General features: G+C 64.0%; 17 protein-coding genes. 16 read left to right on the plus strand and 1 reads right to left on the minus strand.

From position 1 onward, the window contains the following. Positions 1 to 125 precede the first annotated feature (125 nt). From C3Y92_RS00005 to C3Y92_RS00065, 13 genes are all read left to right on the plus strand, one after another. The gene (locus C3Y92_RS00005; protein ID WP_129348310.1) at positions 126 to 1,466 is read left to right on the plus strand and encodes a DnaA/Hda family protein; all 1,341 of its coding nucleotides are present in this window, start codon (positions 126 to 128) and stop codon (positions 1,464 to 1,466) included. A 370-nt stretch (positions 1,467 to 1,836) separates the two neighbouring features. Next, a complete protein-coding gene (gene dnaN / locus C3Y92_RS00010) occupies positions 1,837 to 3,030 on the plus strand; it encodes a DNA polymerase III subunit beta (protein ID WP_129348312.1) in 1,194 nt (397 codons plus the stop codon). Continuing rightward, a complete protein-coding gene (gene gyrB / locus C3Y92_RS00015) occupies positions 3,027 to 5,441 on the plus strand; it encodes a DNA topoisomerase (ATP-hydrolyzing) subunit B (RefSeq protein WP_129348314.1) in 2,415 nt (804 codons plus the stop codon). The genes dnaN and gyrB overlap by 4 nt, the downstream gene beginning before the upstream one ends. 90 nt (positions 5,442 to 5,531) lie before the next feature. After that, positions 5,532 to 7,973 (plus strand): DNA gyrase subunit A, encoded by a 2,442-nt coding sequence (gene gyrA / locus C3Y92_RS00020; RefSeq protein ID WP_129348316.1) that lies wholly within the window; start codon positions 5,532 to 5,534, stop codon positions 7,971 to 7,973. Continuing rightward, a complete protein-coding gene (locus C3Y92_RS00025; protein ID WP_129348318.1) occupies positions 7,952 to 8,758 on the plus strand; it encodes a hypothetical protein in 807 nt (268 codons plus the stop codon). Before gyrA ends, C3Y92_RS00025 begins: the two co-directional genes overlap by 22 nt. Positions 8,759 to 8,860: 102 nt before the next feature. Beyond that, a complete protein-coding gene (locus tag C3Y92_RS00030) occupies positions 8,861 to 9,736 on the plus strand; it encodes a PilZ domain-containing protein (RefSeq protein WP_129348320.1) in 876 nt (291 codons plus the stop codon). Between the two features lie 29 nt (positions 9,737 to 9,765). Continuing rightward, complete coding sequence (coaBC, locus tag C3Y92_RS00035; RefSeq protein WP_129348322.1) at positions 9,766 to 10,986, plus strand: bifunctional phosphopantothenoylcysteine decarboxylase/phosphopantothenate--cysteine ligase CoaBC; 1,221 nt, start codon at positions 9,766 to 9,768, stop codon at positions 10,984 to 10,986. Continuing rightward, complete coding sequence (locus C3Y92_RS00040; RefSeq protein ID WP_129348324.1) at positions 10,962 to 11,789, plus strand: hypothetical protein; 828 nt, start codon at positions 10,962 to 10,964, stop codon at positions 11,787 to 11,789. Before coaBC ends, C3Y92_RS00040 begins: the two co-directional genes overlap by 25 nt. Further along, positions 11,761 to 13,086 carry an NfeD family protein gene (locus C3Y92_RS00045; protein WP_129348326.1) on the plus strand — a complete coding sequence of 442 codons (1,326 nt, stop codon included), beginning with the start codon at positions 11,761 to 11,763 and terminating at the stop codon, positions 13,084 to 13,086. The genes C3Y92_RS00040 and C3Y92_RS00045 overlap by 29 nt, the downstream gene beginning before the upstream one ends. Before the next feature lie 123 nt (positions 13,087 to 13,209). Continuing rightward, positions 13,210 to 14,070: a slipin family protein gene (locus C3Y92_RS00050; protein ID WP_129348328.1), complete on the plus strand. Its 861-nt coding sequence runs from the start codon at positions 13,210 to 13,212 to the stop codon at positions 14,068 to 14,070. A 63-nt stretch (positions 14,071 to 14,133) separates the two neighbouring features. Further along, complete coding sequence (locus C3Y92_RS00055; RefSeq protein ID WP_129348330.1) at positions 14,134 to 15,141, plus strand: NAD-dependent epimerase; 1,008 nt, start codon at positions 14,134 to 14,136, stop codon at positions 15,139 to 15,141. Between the two features lie 77 nt (positions 15,142 to 15,218). Continuing rightward, positions 15,219 to 15,509, plus strand: coding sequence for a GAK system XXXCH domain-containing protein (locus tag C3Y92_RS00060; protein WP_006919851.1), 291 nt, complete (start codon positions 15,219 to 15,221; stop codon positions 15,507 to 15,509). A gap of 81 nt (positions 15,510 to 15,590) precedes the next feature. Beyond that, the gene (locus tag C3Y92_RS00065; protein WP_012749597.1) at positions 15,591 to 16,361 is read left to right on the plus strand and encodes a ParA family protein; all 771 of its coding nucleotides are present in this window, start codon (positions 15,591 to 15,593) and stop codon (positions 16,359 to 16,361) included. A 75-nt stretch (positions 16,362 to 16,436) separates the two neighbouring features. Here C3Y92_RS00065 and C3Y92_RS00070 read toward each other — a convergent pair whose 3' ends face one another. Next, entirely contained in the window at positions 16,437 to 16,868 is a 432-nt protein-coding gene (locus C3Y92_RS00070) for a hypothetical protein (protein WP_129348332.1), read from the minus strand. A 130-nt stretch (positions 16,869 to 16,998) separates the two neighbouring features. On the opposite strand from C3Y92_RS00070, the gene C3Y92_RS00075 reads away from it, so the two are divergent. From C3Y92_RS00075 to C3Y92_RS00085, 3 genes are read left to right on the plus strand one after another with little or no spacing between them, the layout of a single operon-like run. Further along, positions 16,999 to 17,925, plus strand: a complete 927-nt coding sequence (locus C3Y92_RS00075) for a ParB/RepB/Spo0J family partition protein (protein ID WP_129348334.1) — start codon at positions 16,999 to 17,001, stop codon at positions 17,923 to 17,925. Beyond that, positions 17,922 to 18,968: a bifunctional heptose 7-phosphate kinase/heptose 1-phosphate adenyltransferase gene (locus C3Y92_RS00080; RefSeq protein ID WP_129348336.1), complete on the plus strand. Its 1,047-nt coding sequence runs from the start codon at positions 17,922 to 17,924 to the stop codon at positions 18,966 to 18,968. Before C3Y92_RS00075 ends, C3Y92_RS00080 begins: the two co-directional genes overlap by 4 nt. A gap of 43 nt (positions 18,969 to 19,011) precedes the next feature. Further along, positions 19,012 to 19,341, plus strand: coding sequence for an STAS domain-containing protein (locus C3Y92_RS00085; RefSeq protein ID WP_129348338.1), 330 nt, complete (start codon positions 19,012 to 19,014; stop codon positions 19,339 to 19,341). Positions 19,342 to 19,345 lie beyond the last annotated feature (4 nt).

The following is a 19,345-nucleotide window of genomic DNA, read 5'->3' on the forward strand; positions in this document are numbered from 1 at the left end:
CGGCCGTACCCCCCCACTTGGCTTCGTCGTAAAAATAGTCTAGAACCAAGGCTATCCGGCTTTTGCGGCGCTACGCCCCGGATTCCCACGCACCACGGTATGATCGACACAATTCCGACGGCCCCATGACCAAGGCCCCAGCCACGGCATCCGGTGACGGCGTGCTCAAAAACGACTTTCGCCAACATCTTTCGCGCACCTGCCCGGAGCAGGATCTGCGACGCTGGTTCGATCCCCTGGAAATCATTCCCGGGGAAGGCGAACCGTCGTGCTGCGTTGTTTTTCCCCATGCCTATTTTGCCGCCTGGTTCGACGGGTCGGTCAAGGAACTCTTCGAGCGCCAGCTGGCCGCCTACCTCGGCCCGGGCCATACCGTGCGCTACCGCACCCGGGGGATGCGCGCCGCAACACCCGCTTTTGCCGCCGACGCCGCCGTGGTCACGGACTTTCCCTACGGCCACCGGTTCACTTTCGAGACGTTTTTTTCCAACGAAAAAAACGCCTTTCCCCTGGCCCTGGCCCGGGAAGTGTCGCGGGGCGGCGAAGTGCGCTACAATCCGTTTCTGGTCTGCGGCCCGTCGGGAGCGGGCAAGACCCATCTGCTGCGGGCCATGGCCAATGCCGTGGCCAAGAGCCAGCCCACCTCGCGGATCTATTTCGGCTCGGTGGCCGACATCCAGGCGCTCTACGCCGACGCGCGCCGGCCCAGGCCCGAGATCCGGGCCGAGCTGTCCAGCCATGACTGGCTTTTTATCGACGAACTCACCGACGTGGCCCGGGCCCCCGATCTGGAGCCCGAACTCATCGGCATGTTCAACGACTTCCACGACGCCGGCCGCCAGATGGTCTTTTCCAGCCGCGAACGGGCCGCGTCCTGCGATTTTCTCGACCCCACCTTCCGTTCGCGCCTGGAATGGGGGCTGATGGTCCATTTGAAGGCCCCGGATCTGTCGATTCGGGCCAGGTTCGTGGAGCAGGTGAGCAAGGACAAGCGGCTGGGGCTGTCCCGCGAACAAGTCTTGACCCTGGCCGGCCGGTTCGAGGGCTTTCGCCGCCTGGAAGGCGTGCTCCTGCGCCTGGAGGCCTTTCGCCAACATGCCGGCGGCGAGCTGTCCGACGCCGAATTTTCCCGCCACATCCGCCTGTCCGAGGACAAGAAGGCCCCGGAACTGTCGCCCGAGCGGGTCATTGCCGTGTGCGCCGAGCATTTCGGCATCCCGGCCCGGGACATCGTGGGGGCCGGGCGCAAAAAGGAACTGGTCTTTGCCCGGCAGGCGGCCATGACCCTGTGCCGGTCGCTGCTCGGCCTGTCCTACCCGGCCCTGGGCAAGGTCTTTGGCGGCAAGGACCACAGCACGGTCCTGTATTCCATCCGAAAATTCCAACAAATCCTGGATGTTGATCAAGAAACGAAAATGTTGCTGCGCCAGTTGTCCAAAAAGTGCCGCCAAGGGGGCCAGGCATGAGCCTTCGATCCCTCGCCGTTCCCCACCGCGCCTTGACGGTCGGTTGTTTATCCTTTTTTTCAACTGGAATTTCAGCCATTTGCCCTACTCTCGCACAAAGTGACAGCCTCTACTCATACTGCTACCTAAAACCTTCTCTTTTATTAGATAGCCAAGAGAAGAAGAACCAGCACAGGCGCGTTTCCTTGGAAGCGCCCGTCCGCTTCCCTGCCAAAAGCCCGAACGTCAAACAGCCGGCCTCCCCATGGGCGGGTTTCCAAAGGGCGACAGCCCTTTGGCCGCCGGAGGCTTTTCCCCGCATCCCAGCCTCCCGCCCGCTCGACTTCCCTGACACATTCCCACGCCGCGCCAAGCGCGCCAAGGAGACTCCATGCAGCTGACGGTCTTTCGAAACGACATCATCGACGGCCTGCAAAAGTCCTCGAGCATCATCCCGGCCAAGACCGGGGCCGCGTTTTTACGCACCGTCTGGCTTGAGGCGGCCGGTTCCAGCCTGTCCATCCTGTCCACGGACTCGAGCCTCGAATTCACCGGCCATTACGCCGCCAAGGTGGCCAAGGAAGGGCTGTGCGGCGTCCAGGGCAAGAGCTTTTTCGAGCTGGTGCGCAAGCTCCCCCCGGGCGAGATCAGCCTGACCCTGGACGAGGCCTCGGGCAATCTGCTCATCAAGCAGGGTTCGCGGCGCTACAAGCTGCCGGTTTCCGACCGCAACTGGTTCCAGCCCTTTGCCGCCTTCCCGAACGAGGGGGCCGTGACCTGGTCCGGGGATTTCCTGCAGGAGATCATCGAGCGGGTGGCCTATTGCATCTCGGACGAGGACACCATGGAGGCCATGGCCTGCATGTATTTGCGCCCCGTTGCCGATTCCGCCCGCATCGAGGTCTGCGGCTTAAACGGCCACCAGTTCTCCCTGGTCGGCTTTTTAAACGACGACATCCACGCCATGCTGCCGCCGGACGGCATTCTCATTCAGAAAAAGTACGTTTCCGAACTCAAGCGCTGGCTCACGGCCGAGGAAGTGGAGCTGGCCATGGGCCAAAAGCGCCTGTTTTTCCGCACCACCAAGCGGGATGAGGCCGCGCCCGAGGGCCAAGGCAGCGTGGAGACGTTCAGCCTGCCGTTGAGCTTCTACCAGTACCCGGATTACAACGCCTTTGTCTCCAAGCTGGCCACCGACGGCGTGTCCACCCTGGCCATCGACCGGCTGGAGTGCATCGACGCCCTGGAGCGCGTGGCCATTTTCAATACCGACAACAACCGCTGCGCCTCGTTCCTGTTTGACGGGCCGGGCGAACTGTCGCTCAAAAGCCAGGGCCAGGAGGCCGGCGAGGCCACCGAGACCCTGGAGTGCGTGTTTACCGGCGACCTGGACAAGGTGGCCTTCCCGACCAAGGATCTGACTGACATCCTCGGGCATTTCGAGTCGGCTAAGGTCAGCTTCACCCTCACCGGCGCCGAAGGCCCCTGCGGCATCCGGGGCGAGGACGACGCCGACAGCCTGGTCATCATCATGCCCATGAAAATTGTGGAAGAGACGTATTATAGCGAGGAAGACATCGCATGAGTCAGGACAAGACGCCCCAAGCCTACGACGCCAGTTCCATTACCGTCCTGGAGGGGCTTTCGGCCGTGCGCAAGCGCCCGGCCATGTATATCGGCTCCACTGACATCCGGGGCCTGCACCATCTCGTGTACGAAGTTGTGGACAACTCCATTGACGAGTCCATGGCCGGCTACTGCGACCGTATCGGCATCACCATCCACCTGGACAACTCGGTCACCGTCTCGGACAACGGCCGCGGCATCCCGGTGGACATCCACCCCAAGGAAGGCCGGCCGGCCGTCGAAGTCGTCATGACCGTGCTCCATGCCGGCGGCAAGTTCGACAACGACGCCTACAAGGTCTCCGGCGGCCTGCACGGCGTGGGCGTCTCGGTGGTCAACGCCTTGTCGGAGTATCTCGAAGTCACGGTGCGCCGGGGCGGCAAGAAGCACCACCAGCGCTACGAGCGCGGCGTGCCCGTCACGGCCTTGTCCGTCATTGGCGAAGCCGAGAATACCGGTACCACCATACGGTTTCTGCCCGACGAGGAGATCTTTGAGACCAGCCAGTTCAACCACGAGACCCTGGCCAAGCGGTTCGAGGAACTGGCCTACCTCAACCGCAAGCTGGAGCTGGATTTCCGCGACGAGCGGACCAATGAGCGCGTGACCTACCGTTTCGACGGGGGGCTTAACCGCTTCGTCACCGACCTCAACGCCGGCGAGCAGGTTATCCACGAGATCATCGAGGGCCAGGGCGAGATCGAGGGCATCATGGTGGACTTCGCCCTGCAGTATAACGCCAATTACAAGGAAGAAGTCCTCACCTTCGCCAACAACATCCGCACCCGCGAAGGCGGCACCCACCTCCAGGGATTCAAGACGGCACTGACCCGGGCCATCAACACCTATATTGAAAAAGCCGACATCCCCAAGAAATTCAAGCAGAAGCTTACCGGCGACGACGTGCGCGAGGGACTCACCGCCGTTATTTCCGTCAAGCTCCCCCAGCCCCAGTTCGAGGGCCAGACCAAGACCAAGCTCGGCAACTCCGAAGTGGCGGGGCTGGTGGCCAAGATCGTCTTCGAGGCGGTCAACGTCCATTTTGAGGAAAACCCCAAGGACGCCAAGTCCATCGTCGAAAAGGCCGTGGACGCGGCCCGGGCCCGGGAAGCCGCCCGCAAGGCCAAGGAGCTGGTGCGCCGCAAGGGGGCGCTGTCCGACCATTCGTTGCCCGGCAAGCTGGCCGACTGCCAGTCGAAAAAGCCCGAGGAATCCGAACTGTTCATCGTCGAGGGCGACTCGGCCGGCGGCTCGGCCAAGCAGGGGCGCGATCCGCGCTTCCAGGCCATTTTGCCGCTGCGCGGCAAGATCCTCAATGTCGAGCGAACCCGCACGGATAAGATGCTTGGGAACAAGGAAATCCGCAATCTCATCACGGCCATCGGCCCCACCCCGGCCATGGGCGACGAGGAGAGTGAGGAAAAAGAAGCCGAAAACCTGGCTCGCCTGCGTTACCACAAGATCGTCATCATGACCGACGCCGACGTGGACGGGGCGCACATCCGCACCCTGCTTCTGACCTTTTTCTACCGGCGCTACGAAAAGCTTATTTTAAACGGCTACGTCTACATCGCCCAGCCGCCGCTGTACCGCGTGTTCAAGGGCGATTTCGAGCGCTTCATCAAGGACGACGAGGAATTGTCCCTGTTCCTCATGGGCCGCATCGGCGAGGACGTGTCCGTGGCCTCGGGCGAGACGACCTTTTCCGGCGAAAGCCTGACCAACCTCATCGAGCGCATCCGCTTCCTGGAAGCCCGGGTCCGCGAGGCCGGCAGCTACGGCCTGCCCGAGGAGCTGCTGGTGAGCCTTTTATCCTACCCCCGCCTGGCCGCCTCGGACTTTGCCGGGGTGGAGTTGCCCGACGGCCTGGCCCAGCATCTGGCCGCCATCGGCTACACCGTCGACACGGAAGTGGAAGAGCTTGACGAGGAACGCCGGCTCTACGCCGTGTTCGTTTCGCCCAATCAGGCCCGCCACCGCATCGCCGTGGAGTTTTTCAGCTCCCGCATCTACCGCCGGGCCCACGAGACCTACGCCGAGCTCACGACCCTGTGCCCGACCCAGCCCTTTGCCATCACCCGCAAAGAGGAAACCCGGGAAGTCGGCGGCTTTTTCGAGCTGTGCCGGGCGCTCATGGACGACGCGCTCAAGGGCATCAACATCCAGCGTTACAAGGGCTTAGGCGAAATGAACCCGGAACAGCTCTGGGAAACGACCATGAACCCGGAAAAGCGCAGTTTCCTGCAGGTGCGCATCGAGGACATGGACGAGGCCGACTCCATCTTTTCCCAGCTGATGGGCGAGAAGGTCGAGAACAGGCGCAACTTCATCGAACGCAACGCCCTGTCCGTGCGCGAACTGGACATCTAGCGGCATGACCTCGAAAGGCTTTAGTTGTCTGCAATATGACGGACGCTTTTTTTCCGTGACGCGACATAAGCCCGACAATCGGAGCAAAACGTGAGCGATCTGATCCAAATCGAGGAAGAGCTCAAGAAGTCCTATCTGGAATACTCCTTGAGCGTCATCATAGGCCGCGCCATCCCCGACGTGCGCGACGGCCTCAAACCCGTGCATCGGCGCATTCTCTACGCCATGCACGACCTGTCCAACACCTACAACCGGCCCTACAAGAAATCCGCCCGCGTCGTCGGTGACGTCATCGGTAAATACCATCCCCACGGCGACCAATCCGTGTACGACGCCCTGGTCCGCATGGCCCAGGACTTCTCCATGCGCGACGCCATCGTGGATGGCCAGGGCAACTTCGGCTCCATCGACGGCGACGCCGCGGCGGCCATGCGATACACCGAAGTCCGCATGTCCCGCCTGGCCGGCGAGTTCTTGGCCGACATCGAAAAGGAAACCGTCGATTTTCGGCCCAACTACGACAACAGCCTGGAAGAGCCGGCCGTCCTGCCCACCAAGGTCCCCAACCTGCTTTTAAACGGCTCCTCGGGCATCGCCGTCGGCATGGCCACCAACATCCCGCCCCACAACCTGGGCGAGCTGTGCGACGGTCTGCTGCATCTGCTTGATACGCCTTCCTGCCCGGTCACCGACATCATCGGCCTGGTCAAGGGGCCGGACTTCCCCACCGGCGCGGCCATCTACGGCGGCAAGGGACTCACCGAAGCCTACACCACCGGACGCGGCACCATCAAAATCCGGGGCCGGGCCGAGGTCGAGGAACGCAAGAAAGATTATGTTTCCGTGGTCATCCGGGAAATCCCGTATGCCCTGAACAAATCTTCGCTGGTCGAAAAGATCGCGGCGCTCATTAACGACGGCCGCATCGAAGGCGTCTCCGACCTGCGCGACGAGTCCGACCGCAAGGGCATCCGCATCGTCCTTGATCTCAAAAAGGGCGTCATTCCCGACATCGTCATAAACGCCCTGTACAAGTACACGCCGCTGGAAACCTCCTTTGGCATCAACATGCTGGTGGTGGCCGACAACCGGCCGGCACTGCTCAACATCAAGCAGGTCCTGGAGCACTTCCTCACCCACCGCCGCGACGTCATCCTGCGCCGCACCCGGTACGACCTGCGAAAGTCCGAAGAGCGCGCCCACATCCTCGAAGGCCTGCGCATAGCGCTCGACAACATCGACGAAGTGGTGGCCATCATCCGGGCCTCCAAAAACGCCGTCGAAGCCCGGGAACGGCTGATGGAGCGCTTCGGCCTGTCCGAACGCCAGGCCCAGGCCATCCTGGACATGCGCTTGCAGCGCCTGACCAACCTGGAGCGCCAAAAGCTCATCGACGAGTACAACGAGCTCATCAAGCTCATCGAATACCTGCGCTCCATCCTGGAAAACGACGAGGTGCTGCGCGGCGTCATCCGCGACGAGATAAGGGAAATCCAGGACCGCTACGCCACCCCGCGCAAGACTGAGATCCTTGAGGATCTTGAAGGCATCAACATCCTTGATCTCATCCCCGACGAGGATGTGGTCATCACCCTGTCGCGCCGGGGCTACATCAAGCGCACCAAGATCGACAACTACCAGCAGCAAAAGCGCGGCGGCAAAGGCATTGCCGGCCTGTCCACGGCCGGCGACGACTTTGTCCAGTCGTTTTGCGCCACCACCAACCACCAGCAGTTGCTGCTTTTTACCAACCTTGGCCGCATGTTCATGCTGCCCGTGCACCAGATTCCCGAAGGCCAGCGCACGGCCAAGGGCGCGCATATCGCCAACCTGCTCCCCATGGACAAGGAAGAATTCGTGGCCACGGCCCTGTCCATCCGCGAGTTCTCCGAGGAGCGCTATTTCCTGTTCGTGACCCGCAAGGGCATGGTCAAGCGCACCTGCACCGACCTCTACAAGAACTGCCGCTCCACGGGCATCATCGCCGTGGGGCTCAAGGAAAACGACGAACTCCTGACCGTCAAGGAGATCGACGACGAGACCGAGGTCTTGCTGGCCACCCAACAGGGCCTGTCCAACCGCTTCCACATCAGCGGCGTACGCCCCACCGGCCGGGGCGCGGCCGGCGTCAAGGGCATAGCCCTTAAGGGCAACGACCGGGTGGCCGCCGGCGTGGTCATCACCAACGCCAGCCGGGCTGAAGTGCTCACCGTCTCGGCCAACGGCTACGGCAAGCGCACCTCCATCGAACACTATCCCATCCGCAACAGGGGCGGCTCCGGCGTCATCAACATGCGCGTGACGCCCAAGACCGGCCAGGTCATTGGCGCGGTCATGGTCGGCGAGGACGACGAACTGCTGCTGCTGACTTCCGCCAACAAGATCATCCGCCTGTCCGTCTCCGGCATCTCGTCCGTGGGCCGGGCAACGCAAGGCGTCATGCTCGTGCGCATGGACGAAAACGATACCGTCATGGGCTTTGACCTGGTCGATCCGAGCGACCTCGACCGGTGCGCGCCTTCCGGCGAATAACCGCCTTCGTCGCGGCCTGCTGCCTGGGCCTGCTCCTTGGGGCCCAGGCCGGCTGCGACGGTCCGCGCGAGGACGGCCCGGCCCGGCTTTTGGAAACCGCCCGGCGCGCCTTTCTCGACAGCCAGTATTTGCGGGCCGAGACGGCCTATGAACATTACCTGCAAGCCTATCCCGCCGGCCCGGACCGGCTGGAGGCCTGGCGACGGCTGGCCGACATCGCCCTGGATTTCCGGGAATCCCCGGACAAGGCCGCCACGCTTCTGGAAGCCGCCGTGCTGGAATTCGCCGGCGATCCGGCAACCGTGGCCGATTTGCTGACCACGGCCGCCAGCCTGCGTTTTGACCGCAAGGCCTACGCGCGAGTCGCCGCCGACTGCCGGGCCGTGGTCGATCTGGCCGGCGCGCCGGACGAGGCGCGTCTGGAGTGCCACCTGCTCCTGGCCCGGGCGGAATTGGCCCAGCGCAACGAAGCCCAGGCTTTCGCCCGCTATGAAGCCTGCCGCCGCTCCGATCTCTCCCAGGCCGCCAGCGCCCGTTGCGCCCTGGCCCAGGCCGAGTTGCTGCTGCGCCTGGAACGGGTCAACGACGCGGAACCGCTTTTGCAGGAGCTCGTTGCCACGGCAAGTCTTGCTCCGGCCCTGCGCGCCCAGGCCGGCTTTGCCCTGGGGCAAATCAAGGAAGCGTCCGGCGACAAGGCAGCCGCCCGTGAGGTCTACAAAGCGGTCAAACCCTTGCATCCCAACCCTTTGGTCGTGGATAAACGGTTGGAGTTGCTGGACAATTGACGTCGCTTCCAGGCTTTGGCCCAAACGCGTATTTGTTATGGAAATTGACGGCCTTGGCGACGCCCTGATACCGTTGCCGGCAAAACCTCTGGACTACACCGCATGGTCTTGGATCTGTTTCGGAAAAAAAAGCCTGCCAAAGAGGACGAGGCTGCGCGTCGGCGAAACGCCGACATCCTCGACCTTGCCCTGGCCCAGCGCTCCAAGGTCCATGTGCAGTTTGACGAGGCCGACAGCGGCTTAACCGGCGTCACGGCCACGATCATGGCCGTGGGCGAGGCCGGCGTGATCCTGGAGCTTGGCGGCGTGGCCGCCCTCAAGGACCGTTTCATCGGCAAAAGCGTCACCTGCTTTTTCCGCATCGTCGAGCGCGAGGACCGGCACCGGGAAATTTTTTACAATTTCACCGCCCCCATCCTGCGCATCCGCCAGCTTCCGGATCGTCCGCCCCAGGCGGCCCTGGCCTTCCCAACGGCCCTAAACGGCGCCCAGCGCCGCAAAAGTCTGCGGATGCGCCCGGATTTCAACCAGTTTTCCCACATCGCCCTGTGGAAATACGAAGCCTCGGGCGGCTTCGACATGGCCAAGCCTACCGTGGCCCACGGCCATTTCAAAACCGGTCTGGCCCTGATCGAGAACATCTCCGCCGGCGGCCTGCGGTTTCGCCTCAAGCGCCAGCATGTCAAGGAGCAGGGGCTTGACCCCAAAAAGGGCGACCGGTTCATCATCTTTTTTACCTTCAACGAGAAAGTCCCCAAGCTGCGCGAGGAATACTGGCTGGTGGCCAAGGTCAACAACATCCAACCCGAGCCGGTGTCCGGCGAACTGTCCCTGGGATTGGAATTTGTTGCCAACGGCGTGCGCCAGGAATCGGGCAAGGTGGAATGGTCCAAGATCGAGGACAATGTCATCGACGACATGGCCCAGCGCATCTACCTCTGGCACGTCTCCCTCTACCGCGACCGGGGCCTGAGCTAACTGCTTTTTCCTTTTTCCAGGAGGCTGTCATGCAGGTGAGCCATCTTGATTTTACCGGCTACGGCGGCCGGCGCGTCCATCTTGGCGTCACCGGTTCCGTGGCCGCCTACAAAGCCTTGTCGCTGTTGCGACGGGTTCTGGCCACGGGCACGTCCGTGAGCGTCAGCCTGACCGAGGCCGCCGCCAGGTTCGTCACCCCGCTGTCCTTCGAAGCCCTGGGGGCCGATCCGGTCACCACGAGCCTTTTTGACCCCGCTTCGGCCAATTTCGCCCATCTGGCCCCGGCCCAGACCGCCGATCTGCTGGCCATCGTGCCGGCCACGGCCAACACCCTCGCCAAACTGGCCCACGGCCTGGCCGACGACCTGCTCTCCTGCCAGGCCCTGGCCTTTGACGGGCCGATCCTGTGCGCCCCGGCCATGAATCCCCGGCTCTGGGCTGCCGCCGCCACCCAGGACAACTGGAAGACGCTGCTGGATCGCGGCGTCATCGGCGTTGCCCCGGACTGCGGGTCCATGGCCTGCGGCGAATCCGGCCAGGGCAGGCTGGCCGACGAGAACGCCATTTTCAGCACCCTGCTTCGGGCGCTTTCGCCCAAGGATCTGGCCGGCAAGCGCGTGCTGGTCAGCCTTGGCCCCACCCGCGAATATTTCGACGCCGCCCGGTTCTGGTCCAATCCTTCCACCGGCCGCATGGGGGCCTGCGTGGCCATGGCCGCCTGGCTGCGCGGGGCCGAGGTCACGGTGGTCTCTGGCCCGGTTTCCTGGTGGTTTCCGGAAGAAGTGCGGGTGATCGGCGTCACCAGCGCCGCCCAGATGCACGAGGCCTGCCTGGACGTCTGGCCATCGAGCGATTACGGCGTCATGGCCGCGGCCGTGGCCGACTTTTCGCCCATCCCCTTTGAGGGCGGCGGCAAGTTCAAGAAGGAAGCGGCCGGGGAGCGCCCGCCCCTGGAATTCACCCCCACCCGTGACATCCTGGCCGCCATGGGCGGCGTCAAAAAACCCGGGCAGTGCCTCATCGGCTTTTGCGCCGAGACCGACAATCTGGTGGAAAACGCCCGGGGCAAGCTCGCCCGCAAACGCTGCGACGCCATCATCGCCAATCCCATCGGCCGATCCGACGCCGGCTTTGCCGCGCTGTCCAACGAAGCCGTGGCCCTGGACGCCGACGGCCGCCAGGAAACCTGGGGCAACATCCCCAAGACCGAAATGGCCATGAAGATATGGGACTTCTCGATTCGCTCCTAGAGGTGCCCGAGCGCCTGCGCGTCTGGCAGATGGCCGGGGTGCGTCATTTTTACCTCGACCCCGAGGCGGTCGTAACGCCCGTGGACACGCACGCGCCCGAGTCCGGCCCTGTCTATGAGTCCGGCTTTGCCGTGCCTCTGGACGTTGTCGGACAGGCCGAGCTGGCCGTGGAACAGGCTGAAACTGCCGTGGATGGCCATACCATAGCTCCGGCCATACCGCCCGCGCCCGAAACGCCCGAGGCCAGCCCAAACCCCATTGCTGCGCCTACTCCGGCTTCCCAAGCCCCTTCCGCGAGGCATACCCCACCCACGCGCCCCGTACCCTCCAACGAACCCCAAGGGTCGCCAGCCGCCGCCCGTGACGCCCTGCCCGACAACCCCGACCGCTGGCCCCTGCCCTGGCCGACCTTTTTCGCCAAGACGCCGCCAACGCCCTGCCTGGTCATCACCTACCGCGAACTGGGCCTGGACATGGCCGGCCAGTCCGAACCCCGCCGACGCGACCTGTGGCGGCGGCTTATTGCCGATGCCGGCCTGGCCGGCAAGGGATTGGTGGCCTTCTGGCCCCTGGCCCTGCCCCAGGGCGGGGCGCTGGCCGAAATGCCGCTGCACTTCGCCTGCGGCGTGGCCCGATTGAATCCTGAGCTGGTCGCCGTTTTCGGCGAAATTTCCGATGCGGTCCGGCTGGAACTGGCCGCCCGGGCCACTTCGGCGGTGGTCGTCCTGCCGCCGCCCCACGCGCTCTACAACCCCGATCCGGAGGTCTGGGAGCATGTTGTCGCCACGCTACGCCGCCGTTGAACTGCAAAGCCTTTTATTGGCCCTTTTCCTTGTATTTTGCGCGACGCCGTCACCGGCCTACACCGTGCTCGAAGCCCGGCTGCACAGCGCCATCAGCCCGGCCCAGGCCGACATGCTTGACGACGCCATCGCCGCAGCCGTGGCCAAACCGGCCGACCTGCTGCTGCTTTCCCTGGATACCCCGGGCGGCAGCGTGGAAGTCATGCGGCGCATGGTCGGCTCCATTTTAAACGCCCCCATCCCGGTGGCCGTCTATGTCTCCCCTTCCGGGGCCAGGGCCGCTTCGGCCGGGGTGTTTCTCGTGGCTGCCGGCACGGTTGCGGCCATGGCCCCCCAGACCACCATTGGCGCGGCCTCGCCCATCGGCATCGGCGGCGACGATCTGCCCACGACCTCGGACCGCAAGATCAAAAATGATTTGACGAGCCTTCTGCGCGGCCTGGCCGACCGGCGCGGCCGCAACGTCAATTGGTACAAAAAGGCCGTGGACGAGGCCGCCACCCTCACCGCCCCCGAGGCCGTGGCCGAGCGGGTGGTGGATCTTGTGGCCGTCAACAACCGCGACCTGCTCGAACAGATCGGCAAGCGCGGCATTGCCACGCCCACCGGCACGGTGCGGTTCGACGGCGCGGCCGCGACCATCGTCAGCTACGAACCGGGTTTGTGGCACACGCTGCTGTCCTGGCTGCTGGACCCGTCCATCGCCTACGTGCTGCTGCTTCTCGGCGTAGCCGGCGTCTTTTTCGAGCTGACCACCCCTGGGGCGGTGCTGCCCGGCGTGGTCGGCGGCATTGCGCTGATTTTGGCCCTGTACGCCCTGTCCGTGCTGCCCACCAACGCCGCCGGCCTGCTGCTGCTGTTGGCCGCCGGCGGGCTGTTTCTGCTCGAACTGCACATCACGAGTTTTGGCCTGCTCAGCCTGGCCGGCGTGGCCGCGCTGTTTCTGGGGTCCTTGCTGCTGTTCCGTTTCGACGGCCATTCCGGGCTGCCGTTGTCGCTGATCCTGCCCACCGTGGGCGGCGTGTGCGTCCTGCTCCTGGGCGCGGTCTGGCTGCTCGCCAAGGCCCAGCGCCAAAAGCCGCGCTTGGGCCTGACCGCTCTCTACGGACAGGCCGCCCTGGTGCGCCGCTGGTCGGGCCGCGCCGGCAAAGTGTTCGTCCACGGCGAGATTTGGGACGCCCGGCTCGCCGACGACGCGCCAACCTTGAATTTTGCCCCGGGCGCACCGGTGCTGGTCGTCGGGCACGAGGATTTCGTGCTTCTTGTCGCGCCGCGTCCGGAGAATGCCGACGCCTGATGGGCAGGCACAAGCCCTTTTGACGCACGGTCAAGACAAGACCGCGCAATGCTGGTATGCCTGAGACCGCCGGTTTTTTCCGGCAAGGTTCGCCTGCGGACGATTCCCTATACGGAGGACGTCATGATTGGATTTCTTCCCCTGGTCGGCATCGTTATTTTGCTGCTTATCGTTTCGCTTCGGGTGCTCAACGAGTACGAACGCGGCGTGGTCTTTCGCCTGGGCCGGGTCATCGGTCCCAAGGGGCCGGGGCTGATCCTGCTGTTTCCGGTCATCGACCGCATGACCAAGGTGTCCATGCGCACCTTTGCCCTGGACGTGCCCCATCAGGACGTCATCACCCGGGACAACGTGAGCATCAAGGTCAACGCCGTGGTTTATTTCCGGGTGGCCGATCCCATCCGGGCCATCCTTGAAGTCGAGGACTACATGTACGCCACTTCCCAGATCAGCCAGACTACCCTGCGCAGCGTCTGCGGCGGGGTGGAACTCGACGAGATCCTGGCCCACCGCGACAAGGTCAACGAGCAGGTCCAGACCATCCTCGACGCCCACACCGGCCCTTGGGGCATCAAGGTGGCCAACGTGGAGCTCAAATACATCGACCTGCCCCAGGAGATGCAGCGGGCCATGGCCAAACAGGCCGAGGCCGAGCGCGAACGCCGGGCCAAGATCATCAATGCCGAGGGCGAGTTCCAGGCGTCTTCGCGTCTGGCCGAGGCGGCCCAGATCATCGGCCAGCATCCCGAGGCCATGCAGCTGCGCTACCTGCAAACCATCCGGGAGATGGCGGCGGAAAGCCAAGCTTCGACAATTTTGCCCATTCCACTTGATTTTATCCGGACTTTTTTTCAAGGTCCGAGCCACGCCGCCGCAGGAACCGCCCATGGCCAGTCCGCGGACCTGACGGCGCGACCCCGGGAGTCAAACGAGGGCGACCCGGTTTCTCCCGCGTCGCTGGAGGCCAAACGGGACGACGCCTGACGCCGTCCCGCCCCGAATGGGCTTTCCCCTTCGGGATTGCACGTACCGCTACCCAAAGGAATCATGAATATCCTTGTCACCGGCGCGGCCGGCTTCATCGGCTTCCATCTGTGTCGCCGTTTCTTGTCCATGGGTTTTCACGTCACCGGACTGGACAACCTCAATCCGTACTATTCCGTTGCCCTGAAACAAGAACGCATCGGCCTGCTTTCGGCTGACGCGGAATTCCATTTCGTCAAGGAAGACATGGCCGACCGGGCGGCCATGGACCGCGTGTTTGACGCCGGCGGCTTCAATTACGTGGTCAACCTGGCTGCCCAGGCCGGCGTGCGCCACAGCCTGAAATGCCCGGAAGACTACATCAACGCCAATATCATTGGCTATTTTAACATCTTGGAAAATTGCCGCCAGCACAAGGTCGACCATTTCGTGTTTGCCTCGTCGAGCTCGGTCTACGGCCTCAACACCAAGATGCCCTTTTCCGTGCACGACAACGTGGACCATCCCATCAGCCTGTACGCGGCTTCCAAGAAGTCCAACGAGCTCATGGCCCACAGCTACAGCTATCTTTTCGGCCTTCCCTGCACGGGGTTGCGCTTTTTCACGGTCTACGGCCCCTGGGGCCGGCCGGACATGGCCCTGTTCCTTTTTACCAAGGCCATCCTCGAAGGCAATCCCATCCAGGTGTTCAACCACGGCCAGATGGAACGCGACTTCACCTACATCGACGACATTGTCGAAGGTGTGGTGCGTGTGACGCAAAACATTCCCAAACCCAATCCCGATTGGAATCCGGCTTCGCCCGATCCCAGCTCCAGCGTTTCGCCGTACAAGCTCTACAACATCGGCAACAACAACAGCGTGACGCTGTTGCAGTTCATTGAAGCCATTGAAGAGGCCTTGGGCAAGGAAGCGATCAAGGAATTCCTGCCGCTCCAGCCCGGCGACGTGCCGGCCACTTGCGCCGACATCGACGACCTCATCAAGGACGTGGGCTTCAAGCCGGCCACCAACATCAAGACCGGCATCGCCAATTTCATTGCCTGGTACCGTGACTATTACGGGCAATGATATTGACAGGATAAGGTTTTTTTTACTAATCGCCCTTTTTGTTCAACCTAAACCCGCCTCAAGGACGGATTGCGGTAATGGAATTCAAGACCACGAAACGTGATCTCGAAGCTGTATTCGCCAAAATACAGAGCCAGGTCGAAGACGCGACGCTGCCAGATGAAGAATCGGTCAATCGCCTTGCCCGCCTCGCCCGCAAGATGCATCAGCTTGCCGACGAAGACTGGATGGACGAAGCCGAGGATTTTTCCCACCTCGCCGGGCAGTTGCTCAACGCGGTCAAGAAAGGCGATGTCGAGGGCTGCGTCATGCTCGTCGAATCCCTCGACGACGCCCAGTCCTTTTGCCATCGCACTTTCCGCGATTAGCCGCCGGCCGCTGTTTCACGTGAAACAGTGGGGGAAGCGCGCCTCAAACCTTCCTGGCGCGTAGGCCCAAGGAGCTGCCGCATGGCTCGTGTCATCGTGATCGCCAATCAGAAAGGCGGCGTGGGCAAAACCACCACGGCCGTCAATCTGGCCGCCTCCCTGGCGGTGATGGAAAAAAAAGTCCTGCTCATCGACTGCGACCCCCAGGCCAACGCCAGCAGCGGATTGTCCATCTACCAAGACCAGATCAGCGAAAATCTCTACTCCGTCCTGTTCGATCCGGAGAACGCCCGCAAGGCCTTTGTCGGCACCGAACTGCCCTTCCTCACCGTGTTGCCCTCGGCCCCGGATCTGGTGGCCGCCGATATCGAACTGGTGGACAAGCCTGGCCGCGAATTCTACATGCGCCGGCTGGTCGAAGCCGTGCAGGACGAGTTTGACTACATCTTGCTGGATTGCCCGCCGTCCCTGGGGCTGGTGACGCTCAACGCCCTGTGCGCGGCCACGGAAATGCTCGTGCCGCTGCAGTGCGAATACTACGCCCTGGAAGGCATAGCCCAGCTGCTGCGCACCTACGATCAGGTCCGCAAACGCCTCAATCCGCGCCTGCGCCTGCTCGGCGTGGTGCTCACCATGTACGACGGCCGCAACAAGCTCAATCGCCACGTCAAGCGCGAGGTCTGGAAGTGTTTCCCCAAGCTCTATTTCCAGACCCTCATTCCGCGCAATATCCGCTTGTCCGAAGCCCCCAGCTACGGCAAGCCCGCGCTCACCCACGACGTCAAGTCGCGCGGAGCCGAAGCCTACATCAGCCTGGCTCAGGAAGTCGTCCGGCGACAGACCGCCGCCTAGGGCATCGGGAATTGCCCACAAAAAAAGCCGGCCCAGGTGGCCGGCTTTTTTGCGTCCAAAGCGCGGGAGGTTCGCCTAGCCCTTGTCCACGTAGGGCTTGCACTCCACGGTCAGATGCTTCTTGAAATGCTTTTTGAGCACAAGCGCCTTGCAGCCGGCGCATTGGAAGGTTACCAACCCGCCAAGATTGGCGTTGCGCAGCCGGAACTTGCGCGGCTCGTCCGCCCGCCAGTCCTCGGTCTTGGCCCCGCAGCAGTCGCAGTGGACGTCGTAGGCCGGCGGATAGGTAAAGTCCCAGTAGGCGAGCAGGGTTTCCCACTCCTGCAGGGGCTCGGGCCGTACCTCGGGCTCCGGCCGAGCGGCCGGGTCCAGGACGTACAGGGCCTTGGTCAGCGGCGGCAACACCGCGTCCTTGCAGCGCTCCCAGAGTTCGGCGCTGACAAGCACGCCGCGCGGCGCGCCGTTGGCATCGAAAAGTTCCAGAAAATGGGGCGAAATGCGCGGCACGTCCGGCTCCTTGGCTTGGCGTTTGGGTGGACAGGCGTCCGGCCCTTTGAAAAAAAAGCAAAACACGGTAATCGGTTCTCAAGCGGACGCGCGATCGCGTCCGGCAAGTACGATTAAAAGGAACGATCCCATGGCGCAAGCCCAAAAAGGTTTGGGACGCGGACTCGAAGCCCTGCTCGGCGGGTTTGGCGAAGCCGACGCCTCGCCAAGCGAAGTGCGTCTGCTCCCCCTGGACGACATCCGGGCCAATCCCGAGCAACCCCGACGCACCTTCAGCGAGGAGTCCCTGGCTGAGCTGGCCGCGTCCATCCGCGAACAAGGTCTGCTCCAGCCCGTGCTGGTGCGCCCCCTGCCCGGCCATGGCCGCCACAGCCACGAGATCGTGGCCGGCGAACGCCGCTGGCGGGCCGCCCGGTTGGCCGGACTGACCGAAATACCCGCCCTGGTGCGCGAGGTGGACGACGAGACCGGCTTTGCCCTGGCCCTGGTCGAAAACCTCCAGCGCGAAGATCTAAATCCCATGGAAGAGGCCGCCGGCTATCAGCTGCTCGTCAGCCGCTATGGCCTGAGCCAGGAGGCCGTGGCCGCCAAGGTCGGCAAGAGCCGATCGGCCGTGGCCAACAGCCTGCGTCTGACCACCCTGGACGAAGCCGTGCGGGCCGATCTGGCCGCCGGCAAGCTCACCGCCGGCCATGCCCGGGCGCTGCTGTCCCTGCCTGAGGGGGAATTGCGCGACGCTCTATGGCGGCGGGTGGTGGACGGCGGCATCAGCGTGCGCGAGGCCGAGGCCGCCGCCGCTTACACCAAGACTCACGGCCGGTTGCCCGAAGCCGGGGCCATGGCCGACGCCCCGCGCAAACGCGGCCCCAAGCCGGTCCCGGACGCGCGCCTCAAGGGCCTGGAAGCCGTGCTCACCGAACGGGTCGGGGTGCTGGTCAAAACCACGGGCTCGGCCGACCACGGCCGCCTCACCTTCCATTTCAGTTCGCGCCGTGAACTCGAAGGGCTGCTGGAACGCTTTGCGCTCTCTCCCGCCGCCCTGGGAGAAGACGCGTGAATCCGGACCCGGGGCTGCTCCCCGATCTGGCCCGGCTGTCCGCCGCGTTGGACGCCATGGCCGGCAAGGCCGTGCTGGTCCTGGGCGACGCCATGCTCGACCACTATCTCATGGGCGAGGTGGGCCGCATTTCCCCGGAAGCGCCGGTGCCGGTGGTCAAGGTGGGCCGCGAGCGCCATCTGGCCGGCGGGGCCGGCAACGTGGCCCGCAACATCGCCGCCCTGGGGGCCAAGCCCCTGCTCGTCTCGGCCACGGGCGACGACGACGCCGGCCGGATGCTCGGCACGCTCCTGGAACGCGACGGCGTCGAGAGCCTGCTCGTGCGCGACCGCAGCCGGCCGACCACGATAAAAACCCGCATCATCGCCCAGAACCAGCAGGTGGTGCGGGTGGACCGCGAATCCGACGCGCCCCTGGCCGACAAGGCCCGCCAAGGACTCATGGCCGCCCTGCCTGCGCTGGTGACCAAGGCCGACGTGGTCATCGTCTCGGACTACGCCAAGGGCGTTGTCGGCCCGGACCTCATGGCCGCCCTGCGCGCCGCCGTGGCCGCCTGTGACCCCAGGCCCATGATCCTGGTCGATCCCAAGCCGGCCAACCTGGCCTGCTACGCCGGGGTCGATCTGCTCACGCCCAATCTCAAGGAAACCCTGGAAATGGCCGGCTCCGCCGCCGTGTCCCGGGAAACCGGCCCGCGCCGGGTGCTGCGGGCCGGCTTGGCCCTTTTCAAAACCGTGCGCTGCCGCCATCTGTGTGTGACCCTTGGCCCGGACGGCATCGCGCTTTTCCGCACACCTTCGGATGTGGCCCACATTCCCACCGCTGCCCGGCGCGTCTACGACGTCACCGGCGCGGGCGATTCGGTCATGGCCGCTCTGGCCTGCGGCCTGGCCGCCGGGCTTGACCTTTTGGACGCTTGCATGCTCTCCAATTATTGCGCCGGCATCGCCGTGTCCCAGGTGGGCGCGGCCGCCGTTTCCCGCGACGAACTGGCCGCCGCCCTGGCCGAGGCGGCCGTCCCGGAGGTCGAGCGCTGGTTGTAAACCGCGCCCGCCCCGCCGCAACCCTCGGCCGGAGCCGTTGCCCATGCCTACCGCTTCTTCCGCCAAGCCTGCCTGGACGCTGGCAAAAGGCGACACGCCTGCCGACATCGTGCTGACCGGTGAGATCGATTTCACCGCCACCCCGGCCGTGCGGCAGCAGTTGTTGGCCGCCATGGACGGCGGCGCGCCCGAGATCGTGTTGCATCTGGCCGGCCTGGACTATGTCGACAGCTCCGGCCTGGCCCTTTTTATCGAGGCTAAAAAACGCCTGGCCGAGGCCGGGCGCACCATCCGCATTGCCGACATTTCGCCCCAGGTGGCCAAGATTTTCCACCTCACCCAACTCGGCGAGCTGTTCGGGCTGCCCGAATAGCCAG

This window comes from Solidesulfovibrio carbinolicus, assembly GCF_004135975.1.
Classification (GTDB): Bacteria; Desulfobacterota; Desulfovibrionia; order Desulfovibrionales; family Desulfovibrionaceae; genus Solidesulfovibrio; species Solidesulfovibrio carbinolicus.